This window comes from Anabaena lutea FACHB-196 (assembly GCF_014698305.1).
Taxonomy (GTDB): Bacteria; Cyanobacteriota; Cyanobacteriia; order Cyanobacteriales; family Nostocaceae; genus Anabaena; species Anabaena lutea.
Genome location: NZ_JACJST010000001.1, coordinates 389899 through 407992 on the forward strand (window position 1 = coordinate 389899; position 18094 = coordinate 407992).

Annotated in this window: 16 protein-coding genes; 8 read left to right on the forward strand and 8 right to left on the reverse strand. The window is 40.3% G+C overall.

Features of this window, described 5'->3' with window-relative positions; translation table 11 throughout:
- Window positions 1-73: 73 nt before the first annotated feature.
- Complete coding sequence (locus H6G59_RS01625) at window positions 74-484, reverse strand: hypothetical protein (RefSeq protein WP_190711426.1); 411 nt, start codon at window positions 482-484, stop codon at window positions 74-76.
- 207 nt (window positions 485-691) lie between these two features.
- Between H6G59_RS01625 and H6G59_RS01630 the strand changes: the two genes are divergently transcribed.
- Together H6G59_RS01630 and H6G59_RS01635 are read left to right on the forward strand one after the other, a co-directional pair.
- A complete protein-coding gene (locus H6G59_RS01630; protein ID WP_190711548.1) occupies window positions 692-1486 on the forward strand; it encodes a type 1 glutamine amidotransferase in 795 nt (264 codons plus the stop codon).
- A 119-nt stretch (window positions 1487-1605) separates the two neighbouring features.
- On the forward strand, window positions 1606-2532 hold the full coding sequence (locus H6G59_RS01635; protein WP_190711427.1) for a hypothetical protein: 927 nt from the start codon (window positions 1606-1608) through the stop codon (window positions 2530-2532).
- A gap of 144 nt (window positions 2533-2676) precedes the next feature.
- Here the strand turns inward: H6G59_RS01635 and H6G59_RS01640 are convergent, their stop codons facing one another.
- Both H6G59_RS01640 and thiD read right to left on the reverse strand, forming a co-directional pair.
- Complete coding sequence (locus tag H6G59_RS01640; protein WP_190711428.1) at window positions 2677-3300, reverse strand: hypothetical protein; 624 nt, start codon at window positions 3298-3300, stop codon at window positions 2677-2679.
- Window positions 3301-3417: 117 nt separating this feature from the next.
- Window positions 3418-4248, reverse strand: coding sequence for a bifunctional hydroxymethylpyrimidine kinase/phosphomethylpyrimidine kinase (thiD, locus tag H6G59_RS01645; RefSeq protein WP_190711429.1), 831 nt, complete (start codon window positions 4246-4248; stop codon window positions 3418-3420).
- Window positions 4249-4448: 200 nt separating this feature from the next.
- Here thiD and H6G59_RS01650 point away from each other — a divergent pair, with 200 nt between their 5' ends.
- Window positions 4449-6284 (forward strand): PAS domain-containing sensor histidine kinase, encoded by a 1836-nt coding sequence (locus H6G59_RS01650; RefSeq protein WP_190711430.1) that lies wholly within the window; start codon window positions 4449-4451, stop codon window positions 6282-6284.
- Between the two features lie 197 nt (window positions 6285-6481).
- On the opposite strand, the gene H6G59_RS01655 is transcribed toward H6G59_RS01650, so the two are convergent.
- A complete protein-coding gene (locus tag H6G59_RS01655; protein ID WP_190711431.1) occupies window positions 6482-6898 on the reverse strand; it encodes a hypothetical protein in 417 nt (138 codons plus the stop codon).
- A 445-nt stretch (window positions 6899-7343) separates the two neighbouring features.
- Between H6G59_RS01655 and H6G59_RS01660 the strand changes: the two genes are divergently transcribed.
- The 3 genes from H6G59_RS01660 (at window position 7344) to H6G59_RS01670 (ending at window position 9990) form a co-directional block, all read left to right on the forward strand.
- Window positions 7344-7787 (forward strand): BLUF domain-containing protein, encoded by a 444-nt coding sequence (locus H6G59_RS01660; protein WP_199331882.1) that lies wholly within the window; start codon window positions 7344-7346, stop codon window positions 7785-7787.
- Between the two features lie 68 nt (window positions 7788-7855).
- Window positions 7856-9682 (forward strand): S8 family peptidase, encoded by a 1827-nt coding sequence (locus H6G59_RS01665; RefSeq protein ID WP_190711432.1) that lies wholly within the window; start codon window positions 7856-7858, stop codon window positions 9680-9682.
- A gap of 74 nt (window positions 9683-9756) precedes the next feature.
- Window positions 9757-9990 (forward strand): hypothetical protein, encoded by a 234-nt coding sequence (locus tag H6G59_RS01670; protein ID WP_190711433.1) that lies wholly within the window; start codon window positions 9757-9759, stop codon window positions 9988-9990.
- Here the strand turns inward: H6G59_RS01670 and H6G59_RS01675 are convergent.
- Window positions 9977-10303, reverse strand: a complete 327-nt coding sequence (locus H6G59_RS01675; protein WP_190711434.1) for a thioredoxin family protein — start codon at window positions 10301-10303, stop codon at window positions 9977-9979. The two genes, H6G59_RS01670 and H6G59_RS01675, sit on opposite strands and share 14 nt — an antisense overlap.
- Before the next feature lie 1538 nt (window positions 10304-11841).
- On the opposite strand from H6G59_RS01675, the gene hetF reads away from it, so the two are divergent.
- Both hetF and H6G59_RS01685 read left to right on the forward strand, forming a co-directional pair.
- Window positions 11842-14322: a cell division protein HetF gene (hetF, locus tag H6G59_RS01680; RefSeq protein WP_190711435.1), complete on the forward strand. Its 2481-nt coding sequence runs from the start codon at window positions 11842-11844 to the stop codon at window positions 14320-14322.
- Window positions 14323-15015: 693 nt separating this feature from the next.
- Window positions 15016-15354: a P-II family nitrogen regulator gene (locus H6G59_RS01685; RefSeq protein ID WP_016953382.1), complete on the forward strand. Its 339-nt coding sequence runs from the start codon at window positions 15016-15018 to the stop codon at window positions 15352-15354.
- A 172-nt stretch (window positions 15355-15526) separates the two neighbouring features.
- Here H6G59_RS01685 and H6G59_RS01690 read toward each other — a convergent pair whose 3' ends face one another.
- From H6G59_RS01690 to rdgB, 3 genes are all read right to left on the reverse strand, one after another.
- Complete coding sequence (locus tag H6G59_RS01690; protein WP_190711436.1) at window positions 15527-16576, reverse strand: AI-2E family transporter; 1050 nt, start codon at window positions 16574-16576, stop codon at window positions 15527-15529.
- Between the two features lie 43 nt (window positions 16577-16619).
- Window positions 16620-16874, reverse strand: coding sequence for a PleD family two-component system response regulator (locus H6G59_RS01695; RefSeq protein WP_190711437.1), 255 nt, complete (start codon window positions 16872-16874; stop codon window positions 16620-16622).
- Between the two features lie 453 nt (window positions 16875-17327).
- Window positions 17328-17906, reverse strand: a complete 579-nt coding sequence (gene rdgB, locus H6G59_RS01700) for an RdgB/HAM1 family non-canonical purine NTP pyrophosphatase (RefSeq protein ID WP_190711438.1) — start codon at window positions 17904-17906, stop codon at window positions 17328-17330.
- Window positions 17907-18094: the final 188 nt, after the last annotated feature.

The following is an 18094-nucleotide window of genomic DNA, read 5'->3' on the forward strand; positions in this document are numbered from 1 at the left end:
ATTAATTCATCTGTATTTATCTGCGGTAATCTGTGGTAATTGTGCTGAAAATTTTATTCTATACAGCTGCATCTTAATTGGTTAACTGCAATTTTACTGCGGCACGTTGGAGAGGTAAAACTTCCTCCAAACTTAATTCGTGGTCGGTAGTAAGATGACTACTACAGCAAATTGTACTAAAGAAAACCCTCTGACCAACAACTTCCGAAAAATGCTTTTCTAGCAATAAGCGAGAAGTGATATCACCCAATAACTCACCCAGATCTTTAGTTAATTGGTCTTGATCATCACGGTGAACCATTCTAAACTTAAAATTGGTTTTCCCAACTAAAGCTTTAACTGCGGAATCAAAATCGTGTGCTTTACCTTGCACATAAGCAAAAGCTTGTGCTTCTAAAAATTGCCAAGCTTCAGGAAAAATCTCCCTAATTTTTTCTAGATGATTTTCCGTTTGATAAACTAAAGTAGCGGTTTTACAATCCATATATTTATTAGTTGATTAATTAATTTATTTGGTTGTTGAACAAATCTGATGCTTTCTGTAATCTCAACAGAAACAGGGCGACTTTTTGCTGAAACCCTTAAATATTATCAGGACAAAGTAACAAAAAAACTGTTGCCTACAATACAAAATAGCTAAAAGTCTGGGGAAATAGAAAAAATAAGGTAACATTGAACCCACATTAATTTTATCAATTCTGCACAGATGGAAATTATTATTGGTTGGCTATATCCCAAATTAATGAGTACCTATGGCGATCGCGGAAATGTGATCACTATAGAACGCCGCGCCCAATGGCGGGGATACAATGTCACTGTTTTACCCCTAGACCAAAACTCCACCGCAGAAGATATAAAATCAGTAGATGTGATCGTCGGTGGAGGCGCACAAGACCGTCAGCAAGAAATAGTCATGCGCGACTTACAAGGGGCAAAAGCTGATGCCATGCGGGAAAAAATCGAAAATGGCACACCAGGAGTCTTTACCTGTGGTTCTCCCCAACTTCTAGGACATTATTACGAACCAGGGTTGGGACAGAGAATTGAAGGTTTAGGAATATTAGATTTAGTTTCTATTCATCCTGGAGAAAATAGCAAACGTTGCATTGGTAACTTAGTCATAGAAGTTACAGCCTCTCGTCTAGCACAAGAACTGGAAGCCATGACTGGAACCAAACCCTATTTAGTCGGTTTTGAAAATCACGGTGGACGCACTAAACTAGGGAAAGTTGAAGCTTTGGGGCGTGTAGTCTACGGTTTGGGTAATAATGGTGAAGATGGAACAGAAGGCGCATTTTATCAAAATGCTATTGCTACCTATTCCCACGGGCCTTTGTTGCCCAAGAATCCCTTTGTTGCTGACTGGTTAATTCAAACAGCCCTGCGGTTAAAGTATCAACAAGAAATTCAACTTACATCCTTAGATGATACCTTGGCGATGCAAGGACGGTTAGCTATGTTCAAGCGGTTGAAAGTGAGTTGTTAAATGCTTGTTGCAGTGCTTCCAAATTTGGAGTGTGATAAGATCGCGCCTGTAGAATTCAGATCAGCGTGTCAAATACTTACGGCTCAAAGAATTCTCCATCTGTCAAAAGAATAAAAATTATGGCATCTAACAACCCTGAACCTAATGAGCCTACCCTTCCTATTCCTGAACCTCAAGCCCCATCTGACCAGGAACCAGTCAACCTTGATACCGAGCAACAGCAAGATATTGAAGATTCGGGAGCGATATTTCAAGCTATTGGGATAATTGTTGGGGAAGTCAACTTAAATGCTGATGGCAAAAACACAATTACCATCGGTCGCTCCGAATACCAACTTTTCTATATTCCCCAAAAACGGAGAGTATTTGATGCTCTTACCAAAGAAATAGAAAATACTGGCAACCATACTTACAGATTGGTTGTTTATCCCAAGGTAATTCATTTCCCCAAAAAGGAGCAACCCCACAGCATCGCTTTTCAACTGGTTGGCTTTGATACAGGTAAAGAAGAACACACAATTTCTGGGGAGTTGGAAGATCTAGAGTTCAAATTCTCAGGACTATGGCAGTTTATTCCTGTCTGTCCTACTCCGTGTATCTCTGTTTTCCGTAACTTTACTCGTGAAAGGCTGGAATATATCAAACAGGCAGAACCAGCCAAAAAGGTGAAATTTATGAAATCCAGCCATCTGCCTTTGTTGTGGAAAGATGCACCAGTCCGGCCGTTTAGATTTAATCCTAAAGCAGATAAAAGTCAAGACCAAGGAAGACCAGTTTTTGTCTCCCTGAAGGCCAAATTTTTACCCCAACGGAATGTCTTCGGTTTTGTGGCGCTGTTAGCTTTACCCCAAGAAACTGCACCAAAATTTCTCAAAGCGTCTAAAAAGGATAAAGCTACAGCATTACAAGCATCCAGAAAGGATAAACCTACAGTAATGCCAGTATCTAAAAAGGATAATCGACAGGAGCCTACTACTAGCAATCCTCCTCAAAAACCAATTCTGAAAAAAACTTCCCCAGCCGTTGAAGGAGAAATAGACAAATAGCCGGAGCGTTTTAATGTAAATTAAACCTGATTGTGTTCAGAGGATGTTTTAAAAGTCTTTTTTCATTTAGCAACATTGTACGTTGGGTTAAGCGATCGCGCTACCCAACAACAGCTTTAATCATATTGCCAATATTTCAGATAGCTAACGAGTCTGATTCTGGTTTTGCAACATAGGACGCACAACTAAATACCCAGCACCAAAACCAGTCACCATAATTAAAACAATAGTTATCACTAACCACCAGCTATTTAGTCCTTTTGACTGTGATTCTGGAGTGGCATAATAGCGCACTTCCTGTTCTTCTATAAATACTGCTTCTGATACGGGGAAATTCATATCCATCATCGGTACAGAGAAAACCTCACGTCGGCTTTTTTTAGCTGGAGGAGAAACGGACTGATGTGGCGGTGCGGCTGCAACTGGGGGCTTAGGTGCAGATTTTCTCTCTGTATTAGTACGGCTTACTTGTTGAGAATTGGGTGTAGATTTTACTTCTGTCTTGCGGGGGGCTGGTTGAGAAGCAGATGTAGCAGAAGATGCCACCAACTTTTGCAGTTCTAAACAAGACTGAACAACTTTATGAATTTCTTGACGCAAGATTTGATTTTCTTGGGCTAATTTCTGATTATGAGTGGTGACTACATCTAATTTGTTCTGTACTGTTTGTAACTCGGTTGCCAATTCCCGGTACACATAAAGGGGTACAGAGGTGGAGTAGCTGGGGGTAGGTGGTTGACTGTGAACATGACCTGTAGTTGTTCGCATCTCAATATTCGTATCAAAATAAGGTCTTTAGATTAACAAAATATACTATCAGAGTAAAGTTATCCCGGAGGCTATACCCCAGAATAAGTTGTTACACATCCAATCTGCTTCCTTGTACTAGATACCATGAATTTGCAACAACGGGAAAAAGTGTCCTACAGGTCCCTGGCCTTTGCCAATATTTAGGGAGTAAGTGAGTGCAGTTGTCACATAGTCTTTCGCTTGTTGCACTGCTGTCCACAGGTCTTTTCCTAAAGCTAAATTAGCAGCGATCGCAGCTGATAAAGTACAACCAGTACCATGAGTATTTTTTGTCTCTACTTGCTTGGTTGTTAAAGTTTCCCACCTTTCCCCATCAAACCACACATCTACCCCCCGCAAATTCCCAGACATTCCCCCACCTTTGACTAAAACAGCCTTTACTCCTAATTCCCTGTGCATAATTTCTGCTGCTGCTTGCATATCTTCTAATGAAGCAATTTCTAACCCGCTTAAAATCTGCGCTTCATAGCGATTTGGTGTAATAATAGCTGCTTGGGGAATCAGAGTATTCCGCAGGGTTTGCACCGCATCATCATCAATTAATTGCACTCCTGTGCGTGATACCATCACAGGGTCAACTACTAAATTATCAATTTTGTACGCTGTTATTTGCTGGGCTACAGCCGAGATAATTTCCTGATTCAGCAACATTCCCGTCTTTGCAGCTTGCACACCAATATCTTCTACCACCGCCTGAATTTGAGCTACAACTGCCTCAGAAGCGATCGCATCAACTCGCTTCACACCTACGGTATTTTGGGCTGTAATACAAGTAATAGCACTCGTACCGTGAACACAGTGAAAGGCAAAAGTTCTTAAATCAGTTTGAATTCCCGCACCCCCACCACTATCAGAACCAGCAATAGTTAAAGCAACCGGTACTGTTAAGATTTCGACTGTATTCATAAAAATTTTCCACTTTTTCGGACAGGTCTATTAGTAAAATTTAGAAATTATTAGAAATAATTAGAAATTAATTGTTGTATCCTCTAATTATCTGGGTATTTTCACAATTAATCGATGTTTAAAAAAATAGCTTGGCTACAAAAATAAAAACAAGGTTTAAATTACCATCTTAAAATATTAATAGGAATTAACACTTCAGTATGTCTACACAAGTACTGCAAGAAGAATTAACTAACTTACGTAATTATGTTGAGCGACTAGAAACAGCCCTCTCCCTTTCCAGTCGTTCCATCAAACAGCAGTATAAGCTCTGGGTTAACTTTCAGCGCACTAAAGCAGAACTCAAAGAATCACAAGAAGAGTTATCTATTTTATTTGAGCGTAATCCATTGGGAGTGATTTACTTGAATACAGCTTTTGAAGTAACCCGGTGGAATCCTGCGGCTGAAGCTATCTTTGGTTATACTCAACAAGAGGTACTCAATCGCAATGTGGTAGAATTGATAGTACCAGAAAGTGCCAGAGAGTTAGTCAATCAAATTTTATCAGCTTTATTACAGCAACCGAGGGGAAATCGCTCTACCAACATAAATATTACCAAAGAAGGTAGAATTATTACCTGTAAGTGGTACAACACCCCTTTGACTGATTCCAATGGTAAGCTCACGGGTTTCCTGTTAATAGTTGAAGATTTTACCCCTTATCAAGAAGCAAAAACTGCCTTAGCAAAAAGTGAGGCTCAGTTCCGCAGTATGGTAGAAAATGCCAATGATGTGATTTACTCATTTTTACCAGATGGCACACTGACATATCTTTCCCCCAACTTCACGGATATTTTTGGGTATGAAGTCTCAGAATTCATTGGTAAGCCGTTCACACCCCTAATTCATCCTGATGATCTAGAAGTCTGTTCAGCCTTTTTTGATAAAATTGTGCAAACAGGTAAAAAGCAAGCTGGACTTGAGCTACGAACCAAATGCAAGGATGGTAGTTACCGTTGGATTCTCTCCAATAGCTCACCTATACTTAATGCTGATGGTAAAGTTGTAGAATTGCAAGGTATTACAAGAGACATTAGCGAACGTAAACTGGCAGAGGAAGCACAGCAGCAATCACAAGCTCTACTCAGACAGCAAAAACTGGAATTAGAGGAAACGCTGCAAGAACTTAAACACACCCAAACCCAACTTATCCAGAGTGAAAAGATGTCTTCTTTGGGTCAATTAGTAGCTGGAGTTGCTCATGAAATCAATAACCCAGTTAACTTTATTTATGGCAACATCGTCCATGCTAATGAATATACCCAAGAATTGTTGAAGTTAATACAGCTTTATCAAATCCACTACCCTGATCCTATCTCAGAAATTCAAGAACAAATAGAACATATTGACCTTGACTTTTTGATGGAAGACCTACCAAATCTGATCTCTTCTATGAAGGTTGGTGCAGAACGTATCCGTGAAATAATTGCTTCCTTACGCACCTTCTCCCGTCTTGATGAAGCTGAATTAAAGCTTACTAATATCCATCAAGGTATTGACAGTACATTAATGATATTGGAACATCGGCTCAAAGCTAAAGCTAATTTACCAAAAATCATGGTGATTAAAGAATATGGGAATCTGCCTTTAGTCGAGTGTTATCCTGGACAACTTAACCAAGTATTTATGAACATCTTAGCTAATGCTATTGATGCATTAGAAGATTCAATTGTTAAGACTAAAACCACAGAAGAATCAACACATACTCCATCTCGTCCTCAGATTCGTATTTCCACGGAAATGGCAAATTCCCTACAAGTAATGATCCGCGTTGCTGATAATGGTGTGGGTATATCAGAAAAAATTCAGAAAAGGTTGTTTGACCCTTTTTACACGACCAAAGAGATAGGTAAAGGTACAGGCTTAGGTTTATCTATCAGCTATCAGATTATTACAGAGCGACATAGGGGAACATTAAATTGTATTTCTTCTCTTGGACAAGGAACGGAGTTTATGATTTTGATTCCCGTACATCAAAACAAGTCTAAATCTTAATACCGTTTCACTTTAAGCTTGATCAGCTAATGTTTCTTATTACCCTAGTAGTCTGTCATACTAGATTAATATGAAGCTGCTTAGAATAATTGTGGCTTGCTTCCCGTAGGGTACGCGGATGCATGCAGATAAACGCGGATAAAGACAGATAAATCCATAGATTTCAGAATTATGTGCAGCCTCAGATAAAATTGGTATCAAATGAATTTTGCCGGATACTTTTGCAAAAACTTACCCCATTCTGCTGCCAGGGGAATTTCTGTAAACGGCACACGAATTGATTTAGTAGTATTCAATAAAAACTCTAATTCAATTTGACGACCTTTTTGGGGTGGATTTTCTATATCTACTGTATTACCATTTACTAAAAAGCGGATTTCTTGAACATCCAATAAAGAAAAAGTTTCTAATGCAATTGGTCCTTTCGTTGTAGGTTTTCCCCAAGTGATATCATTATCTTTTTGAGCTAATACTGCATAAATATCATATTTAGAGCGTTCAAATTGTTCTGCCCAAATTCGATAAGCTTCAAGTTTCTGATATTCCTGTGAACCTTGCCAAGCTAACCAGAAAAATATTACTAACAAAGGCAACCATAAAAGACCACGTTCCATAATAATTCGTAATAGTGCTTACAGCAGGCTACGCCAACGTAATTCGTAATTTCTAATTAGAAAACAGGCAAAAGGGTAGAGTTTATCGTCATCTCTCCCATCTTCCCAATCAATACTCAGGCTCTAAAATCTGCCAAACACCAATTGAAAAATATAGTTTGGCATAAATAGACCAATCCTTTGAAATTATAACTGTTCTTGATTAGATCAGAACACCAAAGTCCTGAGTGGAAAATGATTTCAAGAATTATTTCGGATTTCACTCACTTGGCTACCGCTATATGCAATATTAATATAGCCAACAACTCTAATGGATTAGATACTAGGAAATTCAGTAATTACAAGTAACTCAAGACTCAAAATTTAATCAATAATATTGGTATTGAGAGGGATGTAATGCCAAGTTAATAGACAATAAAGCTATTATACAAAACAACTAGGAGCAATGATGAATTTATACCGCCTAATTTATAGTAGTTATGCAAAACCTGATCTCGGATATCACGATCTCAAAGATATCATGGAGAAATCCGAGAGAAACAACCAATCAGACGGGATTACAGGACTGCTTTGTTATGGTGATTCAATATTTTTGCAGATATTGGAAGGCGATCGCAAAATAGTGAGTAAAACTTACCATCGCATTGCCCTTGACACCCGCCATCATACACCTGAATTGATTGAATGTATCCCCATCGAAAGTCGTCTTTTTGGTATTTGGTCTATGAAAGCAGTAAATTTTAGCAATTTAAACTCTCAGGAAGTGAGAAATTTGATTTTAAAGTATTCTACATCTACTACCTTACAACCACACACCATGACTTCACAGCAGTGTCTTAACCTTATGCAAGCACTGGTTACAGTGTATGACAAAGCTGCCTCGTTTTAATGCCAGGGATGATCCCTAATACTTCCTATTATGAGTTATCGTAGTGAGCAAACTGACAAGAAGCGGTGATGAAAAAACTTATATTATTGTGCTTGTTTGTCATCGGACTGACTGCTGCTGTATTTGGGTTTCTGAATTTTCAGGGACTGGCAGCTAAAGGTGACTTTGAGACAATTTTGCTAGATTTTCGGGAAGATATTGGAGAAACCGTCATTCAAAAGGATTTAGAAGCGATCGCACAACAATATAATGTTACACCGCAACTGGATAATAAATATTCAGCAGCGGACAATGTGTATATTATCAAAGGCGATGGCCAACGGTTGCAAAACCTCAGAAAATCTCCCTTTGCTAAAGCCACAGAATTCATCGAGCCAAATTACATTTATAAAACAGTTCCCGAAGGTAAAGCCACAGCCTTAGAAAACGAACCAGTCAATCCTTCATTAATTGGTCCCAACGACCAATATTACAGCAAACAGTGGAACCTGCACAAAATTGGCATAGAAGGCGCGTGGAATCTAACCAAAGGTAGTGGTATTAAAGTTGCGGTTATTGACACCGGCATTACCCAAGTCCGCGACTTAGCCGAGACAAAATTCGTCAAAGGCTACGACTTTGTCAACGACACCGAAGTAGCCAACGACGACAACGGACATGGAACCCATGTAGCGGGTACAGTAGCCCAAGCCACCAATAACAACTATGGTGTAGCTGGAGTGGCTTACGAAGCCAGCCTCATGCCCTTAAAAGTGCTAAATGCCTATGGTTCAGGAACAGTTGCCGATATTGCCGAAGCCATCAAATTTGCCGCCGATAAAGGCGCAGACGTGATTAACATGAGTCTAGGTGGTGGTGGTGAAAGCCAACTGATGAAAGAAGCCATCGAATATGCCCACAGAAAAGGTGTAGTCATCATTGCCGCTGCCGGAAATGAAAGCACTAATGGCGCTAGTTATCCAGCCCGTTACCCCCATGTAATCGGCGTTTCCGCCTTTGGCCCAGATGGAGAAAAAGCTGAATATTCCAACTATGGTGCTGGCGTAGATATCTCAGCCCCTGGGGGGAGTGAAACCGGCTCAATTCTCCAAGAAACTATTGACGAAAATGGCGAAGGTGTATTTTTAGGACTCCAAGGAACCAGCATGGCTTCCCCTCACGTTGCCGGTGTGGCAGCATTAATTAAAGCAGCGGGAGTTACAGACACAGATGAAATTTTAAAAGTTCTCCAACAATCAGCCAGAGTTATTCAAGATGACGGTTTGAACTATTATGGCGCTGGACAACTTAACGCCGAAGCCGCAGTTAAACTAGCAACCCAAGGACAAATCAGTTTTCCTGATTTCTTCCGGTGGTTACGGGATAACGGCTATATCAACCCCGGTTTTTGGATAGATGGCGGAGCGATCGCACTATTACCTAAAATATTCATGGTAGTAGGTTCTTATCTCCTCGCTTGGTTCTTACGGGTTTACTTCCCCTTCAGTTGGAGTTGGCCTTTATCCAGTGGGTTAATTTTTGGTAGTTCTGGGTTATTCTTCCTCAAAGGAATTTATATCTTTGATCTTCCCCAATGGCCTTTCCGCGTTTTGGGTAGTTCCATTCCTGAACTAGGCAACAGTATACAGGGAACAGGTGCTTTAAATCCCATCTTTGCTTCCGTGCTAATTCCCCTAACGTTGATAGTATTACTGTTAGGACATCCCAATTGGAAATGGTTTGCCATTGGTTCAAGCTTGGGAATAGCCGCCTGTTTAACAGTCAGTGCCATTTATGATCCCGCAGTTTGGGGATTAGGAGATGGTAAATTAGCCCGTATTTTCCTCATCGTTAATGCCCTACTTTGTTACGGACTGGTACGTTTAGCATTGAAAGACGAGAAACAAACAGCTTAAATAATGGGTAATGGGTAAGAGGTAATTGCTTACTCTTGCCTATTCCCTATTCCCTATTCTCTAACAAATAACAAATGACTATTACAGTTACAGGTACTATCGAACGTCGTAATATTGGTATGGGCGCATGGGCGTTATTTACAGACGAAGGCGTTACCTACGAAATACTCAAAGGTGCTGATAAAAGCTTACTCAAATCAGGACAAAAAGCCAAAGTTACAGGACAGGTACGGGAAGATGTCATGACAATTGCCATGATTGGCCCTGTTTTAGAGGTAAAATCCTTTGAAGTAATTAGTTCTGATTAGCAGCAGTAGAATCTAACAGTTCTTGAATCCGACTTCTGAATTCCCCTTTAGGATGTCCCCCTTTAACCTCACCGATAATCTGAAATTCGGCTTCAGGTGAATCACAGATAATATAGGTAGGCCATCCCATTTGTGACTTATCAGGATACTGGCGTAACAAAATCTGGCGGTATTGGCGATAAGTCGCCGTATCCTGCATTTTCACATCGATAAATAGCAAACCCAGTTCCTCAACTACTTTTTTGTCATAAAAAGACATCTTGTGGCAGATGCCGCATTCTTCTGAAGAGAACTTAATCACAGATAAACTCATATCGCTCTAGAATCTCTAGCTTTCTTGTCAAAATTTCTTGTAATGTCATAAAATGATAACAGATGGCAAGATACAACACAAAGACATTAATTCTATAAAAATAATTAAGAGTCCTATTATATATCGCGGCGATCATTCTAGAGTCATAGCTTCGGATCAAAATAGAATGAAAGCAGGAAAGAAACGGGGCTTTACCTTTAGCACAAAACAGGGTTAGACTGGGGGAAACAGAGCAAGTAGCAACTAAAAAAATAATATTGCTACAGCCCAGTGTGAATCAGATGGTATCCAAAACCAGCTTTTATCCAGAAAAAACCCCCAGTAGGTGTTAGCCATCTAGGGGAGCTTAGTTATCAGGGTGCATCTACCAATTAAATGTTCTCAGGTGTGGCACAATCCTCCGGATAATTTTTCCCCAGTCAGTTGGTTTTTATTTATTAAGAAAAAACCCCCAGTTAGTCTTAGCCAGCTAGGGGAGTTAGTAATCAGGGTGCATCTACCAATTCAATGTTCTTGGTTTAACTGACAATATCCGGATAAAGTTTTTAAGAATTAAGGTGTAAAAAAGCCACCTCTAAATCTATACAAATCTAACTTGGCTTACTGGTTTTAAGGTGGAATTACTTCAGATAAAGTATAGATAAATTATTATTTATCCTGGATTCTGGATTTTCAATCCTGATCAATTACCGTTGATTTCTGTAGTGCTAGACCCATTACAAACAATAATTTGGAGATTAATCTAGATTTGATTGAGCGGTAGTATGATTGATATTAACCACAAAAAACCCCTAGTGGTGTTAGCCAGCTAGGGGAGGTTAGTTATCAGGGTGCATCTACCAATTAAATGTTCTGAGTTTAATGTCATGCTCCGGAACAATTAAAGTGCATCATGGGTGTTGCGTGTGAACTCAAGAAAAAACCCCCAGAGGTGTTAGCCAGCTAGGGGAGATTAGTTATCAGGGTGCATCTACTAATTAAATGTTCTGAGTTTAATATCATGCTCCGGATCAATTGGGTTGTATCTTCGTTATTTGTTGTGTGTGAACTCAAGAAAAAACCCCCAGAGGTGTTAGCCAGCTAGGGGAGATTAGTTATCAGGGTGCATCTACCAATTAAACGTTCTGAGTTGAACCACTATGCTCCGGATGAATTTGCCCAAATGTCGCTGTATGGCACTTACGGAAAAAATTCCTGTCGTTGTTAGCTGGTTAGGGGAGTTAGTTATCAGGATTTGAAACTACTATTGTGTGAGAAGAAATTCTTGGGTCAGAGATTACTTTTTTTGCCAAAATTAAAAAAACCCCTAGGCGGGTGTTAGCCTACCAGGGGAGTTGAAGATCAAGGTGCATCTACCAATAAAGTGTTCTAGTCTGAAGTAATCCCATCCGGATAAAGTTCTATCAGCAAAACAAGCGAAACCACGCCGAATCAGAAACATTCTGTGACAATAAGCATCTAGATTATCAGCAAGCGGAAAACCCAGACTAGAGACTTTCGCAGTTTAAAGTGGATTTAGGAGGCAAACAGGAGAAGTTGTGACCCAGGAATTTCACATTTCCGTAACTCCAGTAGGGCAAAATGACTACTTGGTGCGGACGGAACAAGTCGCGCCTGGGGTGCCATTGGCAGAAGAACTGGTGACTTGGCCGGTCGCTGAGTGGTTAGCGGCAGCAGGACATTTGATGAATGACCCATTACAGTTAGTGTTACAGGGTGATGTCATTGCTAGGAACTCTGTGAACTTGGTGGCGCTGGGTCAGCAATTGTATAATGCACTATTTCAAGGAACTCTGAGAGATAGTTGGATTACTGCCCAAGGAATTGCCCAGAATCAGCAGCAGGTACTGCGTTTGCGTTTGGGACTCAAAGATACTAGGTTAGCGCGTTTACCTTGGGAAGTGATGCACGCAGGCGATCGTCCTTTAGCTACTGGGCCTTATATCACTTTTTCGCGTTATCAAAGCGGAATTCACTCCACATCACGACTCCCAACACGCAACCTTCCCACCCCACAGGAAGAAAGTGGAGTGAAAGTATTGATGATCATTTCTTCCCCCACTGATCAAGTGCGTCTTGATTTGCTCAAACAAGAAGCAATTGACCTGCAAGCAGAACTTCATCGCCAAAGCTCCCGGACGGAAAATGGCAATTATGTCCCAGAAATTGAACTGACTATCCTCGATCAACCAGGAAGAGAAGAGTTAACCCAAGCCCTAGAACAGGGACGATATCATGTTCTGCACTACTCTGGTCATAGTAACTTGGGGGCTAATGGGGGGGAAATTTATCTAGTCAGTCGCAGAACTGGCTTAACAGAAACCCTCAGCGGTGATGATTTAGCCGGCTTGCTGGTGAATAATAATATTCAAATGGCAGTGTTTAACTCCTGCTTGGGAGCATACAGAGCTAAGTCTGATACCTCTGGGGAGACGGGAGAACGCAACCTAACTGAAAGCTTGGTGAAAAGAGGTCTAAGGAGCGTTTTGGCTATGTCAGAACGGATTCCTGATGAAGTGGCGCTGACTTTAACACAATTGTTTTACCGCAATTTAAGCCAAGGCTATCCCTTGGATTTGTGTGTGAGTAGGGTGCGTCAGGGCTTAATTTCTGCCTATGGTTCTCACCAGATGTACTGGGCTTTACCGATGTTGTATCTCCAGCGGGAATTTGAAGGCTTTCTTACCCCGCAAATTGGTTTGTTTGCCAGTTCTGAGGTACTCAATGAATATCAGTCATCCCTGGGAACATCTGCTAATTCGATGTATTCGGGGGTGACAGATGATCCCCAAATGCCTTTAGCTATGGAGGATATCATGCCCTCTGGTTTAGGACGGGATGCTTCTGAGTTAGATTGGCTAGGGGATGATACGTGGGGGGATCTTTTGGATGAGATTGAGTATGATAACCCTGGTTATGATGAGGATTCGGCAATTGTTGCTGATTTGTTTCGTCAGATAGGTAATCCCCAAGCCTCAACTGAAGAAACTTCCATAACTGAGGAACTAGAGCCACCAGTACGGGACAATCATAGCCCTGCCAGCCAGTCTTCACAGGTGAATGAGGATTTAGAGGCCTGGCTAGTAGATAAGCCTAGTGAAATTGTGCCAAATGCTCCAATTGTGGTAGGGAATCAAGGAAATTCTCAGCTACCACCCACATTACCACCAATGCAGCAACTACGTCGCCGTCAGCGTCGGTTGTGGCCAATTTTGGGCATTGTGGGTGCAAGTGCGATCGCACTGATTATTGGTTTAAATTGGTGGTGGTATCATCGCAGGTCGGTAGTTTCGGAAATCCCACCTATTCCTACTCAGACTTTTGTTAAGGGTAAACAAGTACCCATTGACTTAACAAAGTCACCTACGGGAATTGTCACAGCTACGGCTACAGAACAATTGAGTCAAGGGAATTTACAACCTGGGCTGGATGCTGTAGATGAACTACTGAATCGTGGCGCTTTAGCTTCAGCAGAAACTGCTTTGGCGCTGATTCCCGCTAAACAAATTGATGAGCCATCTGTCAACTTTTTACGTGGTCGATTAGCTTGGCAATTTGCCCAAACAAGCGATAAAAAATATAGCATTGATGATGCCCGTCGTTACTGGGAAATTGCCGTGCGGGATCAGCCAGATTCGGTTTTATATAACAATGCTTTGGGATTTGCTTACTATGCGGAGGGAAATCTCAATCGGGCTAATGATGCTTGGTTCAAGGCTTTGAATTTAGCCCTCAAGTCCCAGAATCCCACTTCGACAGCAACACCATCTCCCAATCTAGTTATGCCCCAGGAGGCTTTAACTTCCTATGCGGGGTTAGCCTTGGGTTTGTATAAATCTGCAAATAACCAATCTGCTGCCAAACAAGGGCAATATATTAAAGAAGCCATTAAGCTGCGTCAAACTGTGATTGAGAACGAACCAGTCAACTTTACGATCGATAAATTGGCTCAGAATTGGCTGTGGACGGAACAAGCCATTACAGATTGGCGATCGCTCCTTCAAGAACAGAGTCAGTGAGTCTAGACACCTGAGCAGTGGTGAAATACAATACATCAACCTCAAGTTAAACAAGTAGCTCTATAGTTAGGGCTTGCTGTTCGCGTAGCGTGCCGTAGGCATAAAAGTCTTTTCGTTAGGGATTAGGAGTCAGGAGACGCTTCGCAGACCTATGGCTTACGCCACGCTGCGCTATCGGTTCAGGAGTCAGAATTAGAAACAGCTTTTAAATAGTTGTTTTGGGACAAAAGTGACCAGTTTTTGATGGGTTTGATGTCTATTCCTTGCACCTTGTTTCCCTTTTTCCAACCTCAATCCCTTGATTAATCTAGGTTCTATCTTTATATGCCTAACGGCACGCTCCACGAACAGCAAGCCCTACTTACAGCTTTAGACAACTAATCTGGAATTCTTAGCTGAAAGTATGTCTTAACTGTTTCACGATGCTAAAGGAGTTACACCTTGACAGGATGATTATATCACGAGTGATACAAATCCGGTAAAATGCACATAGTTTCAATCCTGTAACAAAATGTTTATAGCTTATTTTTAGCGTGGTTGTTCAAACGGATTTGATATCACTGAGACTAAAGTCTCACGAGTGGTCACTGAGACTGCCGAAGTGTTGCTTAGATTTCAGCCCTAAAGGGACTGAGTTTTACACTTACCGAGTTTTTCTATAAACGATGCTCTTAGAAGTTAGGAATTGAAAAAATGAGAAAAGTCGAAGCTATTATCCGTCCATTTAAGCTGGATGAGGTGAAAATTGCCCTAGTTAATGCGGGAATCGTGGGGATGACTATTTCTGAAGTCCGTGGTTTTGGACGACAAAAAGGTCAAACTGAACGCTATCGTGGTTCGGAATACACCGTTGAGTTTCTGCAAAAACTGAAGGTGGAAATCGTCGTTGAAGATCACCAAGTAGATATGGTGGTTGATAAAATTATCGCCGCAGCCCGGACTGGTGAAATCGGTGATGGTAAGATTTTTATCTCCCCTGTTGAGCAAGTTGTACGGATTCGGACTGGGGAAAAGAACACGGAAGCCGTGTAAGCGTTGAATTGTTAGAGAGTAGGCGTTGTTGAATTAGGGGATGAGGTATCGTCAAGATTTTTCTTCATCTCTAACATCAGCAGCGCCTTTTGTGGTTTGATTGTGATAGCTAACTTCTGAGGTTTCGCGCATAATAATTCAGGCATCTCACGTAATCGAAAATTTTATTTTTTTAATTAGCTTGTAATTCCTCAATTTCTAACAAACTCACAATTACTCCAGCAATGGGGATAGAAAGAAATACTCCTAATAAACCAGCTATTTCTCTACCAACTAAAAGAGCAAAAAATACCACTATGGGATTTAAGTGAACTGTGCTTTGCATTACACGAGGTGCAATCAAATTATCTTGAATTTGTTGCAAAACTATGCAAGTTATTAAGACTTTTATACTAAGAATCCAACCGCTTTGTACTAAGATAACTAGAGAAACTAAGCTAACTCCTAGCGTAGCTCCGATACCGGGAATCAGGTCAAAAACTCCCACAGTCAAAGCTAGCAAGAATGGGAATGGAACAAGAAAAAGTGCAAAAACTAAAAAAGTGGCAATACTAAGAATAAATGATATTAGCAATTGACCTCGCAAAAAACCAATGAAGTTTTTTTGAATAGCTGTTGCAAAGCGTTCGCGTTGATTATCGGGAATCTTATTAAGAATCAGTTGCCAGATTTCTTCTCCATCAGTCAGCATAAAAAAGGCAACTACAATAATAATGATAAATCCGACATAACTTTCTAATAAATTGGGCAAAAAGCCTAACGTAATGTTTATACCAGACACAACCCAGTTGCGAATTTGTGTTTCTACTGCCTCTAAATTTATTTGAATATTTCGAGCGGCTAATGCACTTTGTAATTCATTAACAGGATTGTTGTTAGAATTAATAATTTGTAATAGTAAACCTGCTAATTCTTGTATTTGCGTAACCAAAGTATTACCAACAAATACAAATAGGAAAATTATTGTTAATAAACTGATAACCATGACTGTACCCAAGGCAAAACCTCGCCTCACAAACCTTTCTAAGTAGCGCACAGGATAGTTAAGAATGAGTGCTAAAATTGTCGCAAAGGTAAATATAAAAACTACATTTTTGAAATACCAGAAAACTTTTACTAATACCCAACCACAAGCAGTAAATAGTAAGAAGCGAACTAGTGTATTTGTACTAAACTTACTCCAAAAAGTTTTTTTAGTTGGCTGTTTTGCAGGTTTATTCATATATTTGGTTATTTTTATTTACTAAATCTATGTTTTTAAATAGTTATCTTCGCTTTATACGGTTCAATGTTCGAGTGATTAGTTGTGATTGTTTAATAATTTTGTTCGCACAATCATCAGCACCGCTCGCAAATATTTGCTCAACAATATCTGCTGATAAATTATCAACCAGGAACAGCACTGGCAGGAATTTCCTGTACGGATGGTTACGTACTACCTGACAAAGTCCAACCACATAATTTTGTTTGACAAGAGCCGTTGCTACAGCTTGAGCAAGCAAATTATCGTCTTCAACCATCAGAATTCTCATGAAAATGTTTGCTTGTAAAAGAAACACTAAGCGCTGCGATCAAATTTCTCTAACTTAAGGTTATGCCCTTTTGAGTTTTATATGGCATCTATCAAAGGCAAGGTTTAGGTAATAAATTCGCTCCGTCTAAGCTATCTTAGTAACCCACATTCCGCACCCTTAACTGTCACAATCGGTTATTACGATAAATTATAATAATGAATTGGACTGACAAAACTAAATTTTTAACATAGTAAATTAGAGCTATGAATTAAAACAATTAGCTCATGTTAAGTAGGTTGGCGTTGAAAATTGTCGTTATGACAAGGGAACAGGGAAGAGGTTTTGAGCCAATTTTACTTTTCGTTACATATTTCTGTTTTTCCCCGTCCACCTACTTAACAGGGATACGCGGTTCGTTAAAAACATCCCCGATAGAAAACGAATAACCCCAAAAAACCCTCACCCCACCAACTTCACCAACTGCGGAACTAAACTTTTCAAAGCATTACCACGATGACTAATTGACTTTTTCAACTCCGGTGACATTTCGGCAAAAGTCAATTGTTTTTCTGGGACATAAAAAATGGGATCATAACCAAAACCACCATCACCACGGGTTGAATAAAGAATTTCACCTTTACAAATACCCTGAGATTGCAAAACTATTTCCCCTTGAGGATTTGCAACTGCGACTGCACAGACAAACTGTGCTTGACGATTTTGTGTATCGCCTAATTCCCGTAATAACCGAGAAATCCGTTCCGCATCTGTTTTACCATAACGGGCAGAATATACACCTGGTGAACCATTGAGGGCATCTACCTTTAAACCAGAATCATCTGCGATCGCCCAATTTCCCGTAGCTATAGCAACCTCAGAGGCTTTGAGACAAGCATTTGCTGCAAAAGTTTCCCCTGTTTCTTCCACGTCCAAATCTTCGGGTTTGAGAGTTAATTCCCAACCCGAATCAGCTAAATAAGCTTGCATTTCTTTTAACTTACCGGGATTTCCTGTGGCTACTACGAGTAATTTAGTCATTAGTCATTAGTTATTAGTTATTAGGTAAGTATTCAGGATAGAGACTTCTCTAAGTCAGGAGAATAAAGACTTTTCGAGTCAAATTTAATGATTTTGATAAAATCTTGCTTCTCTCTATTCTTCATTTCATAAGCTTTCTGAACCGATAGCGCAGCGTGGCGTAAGCCATAGGTCTGCGTAGCGTCTCC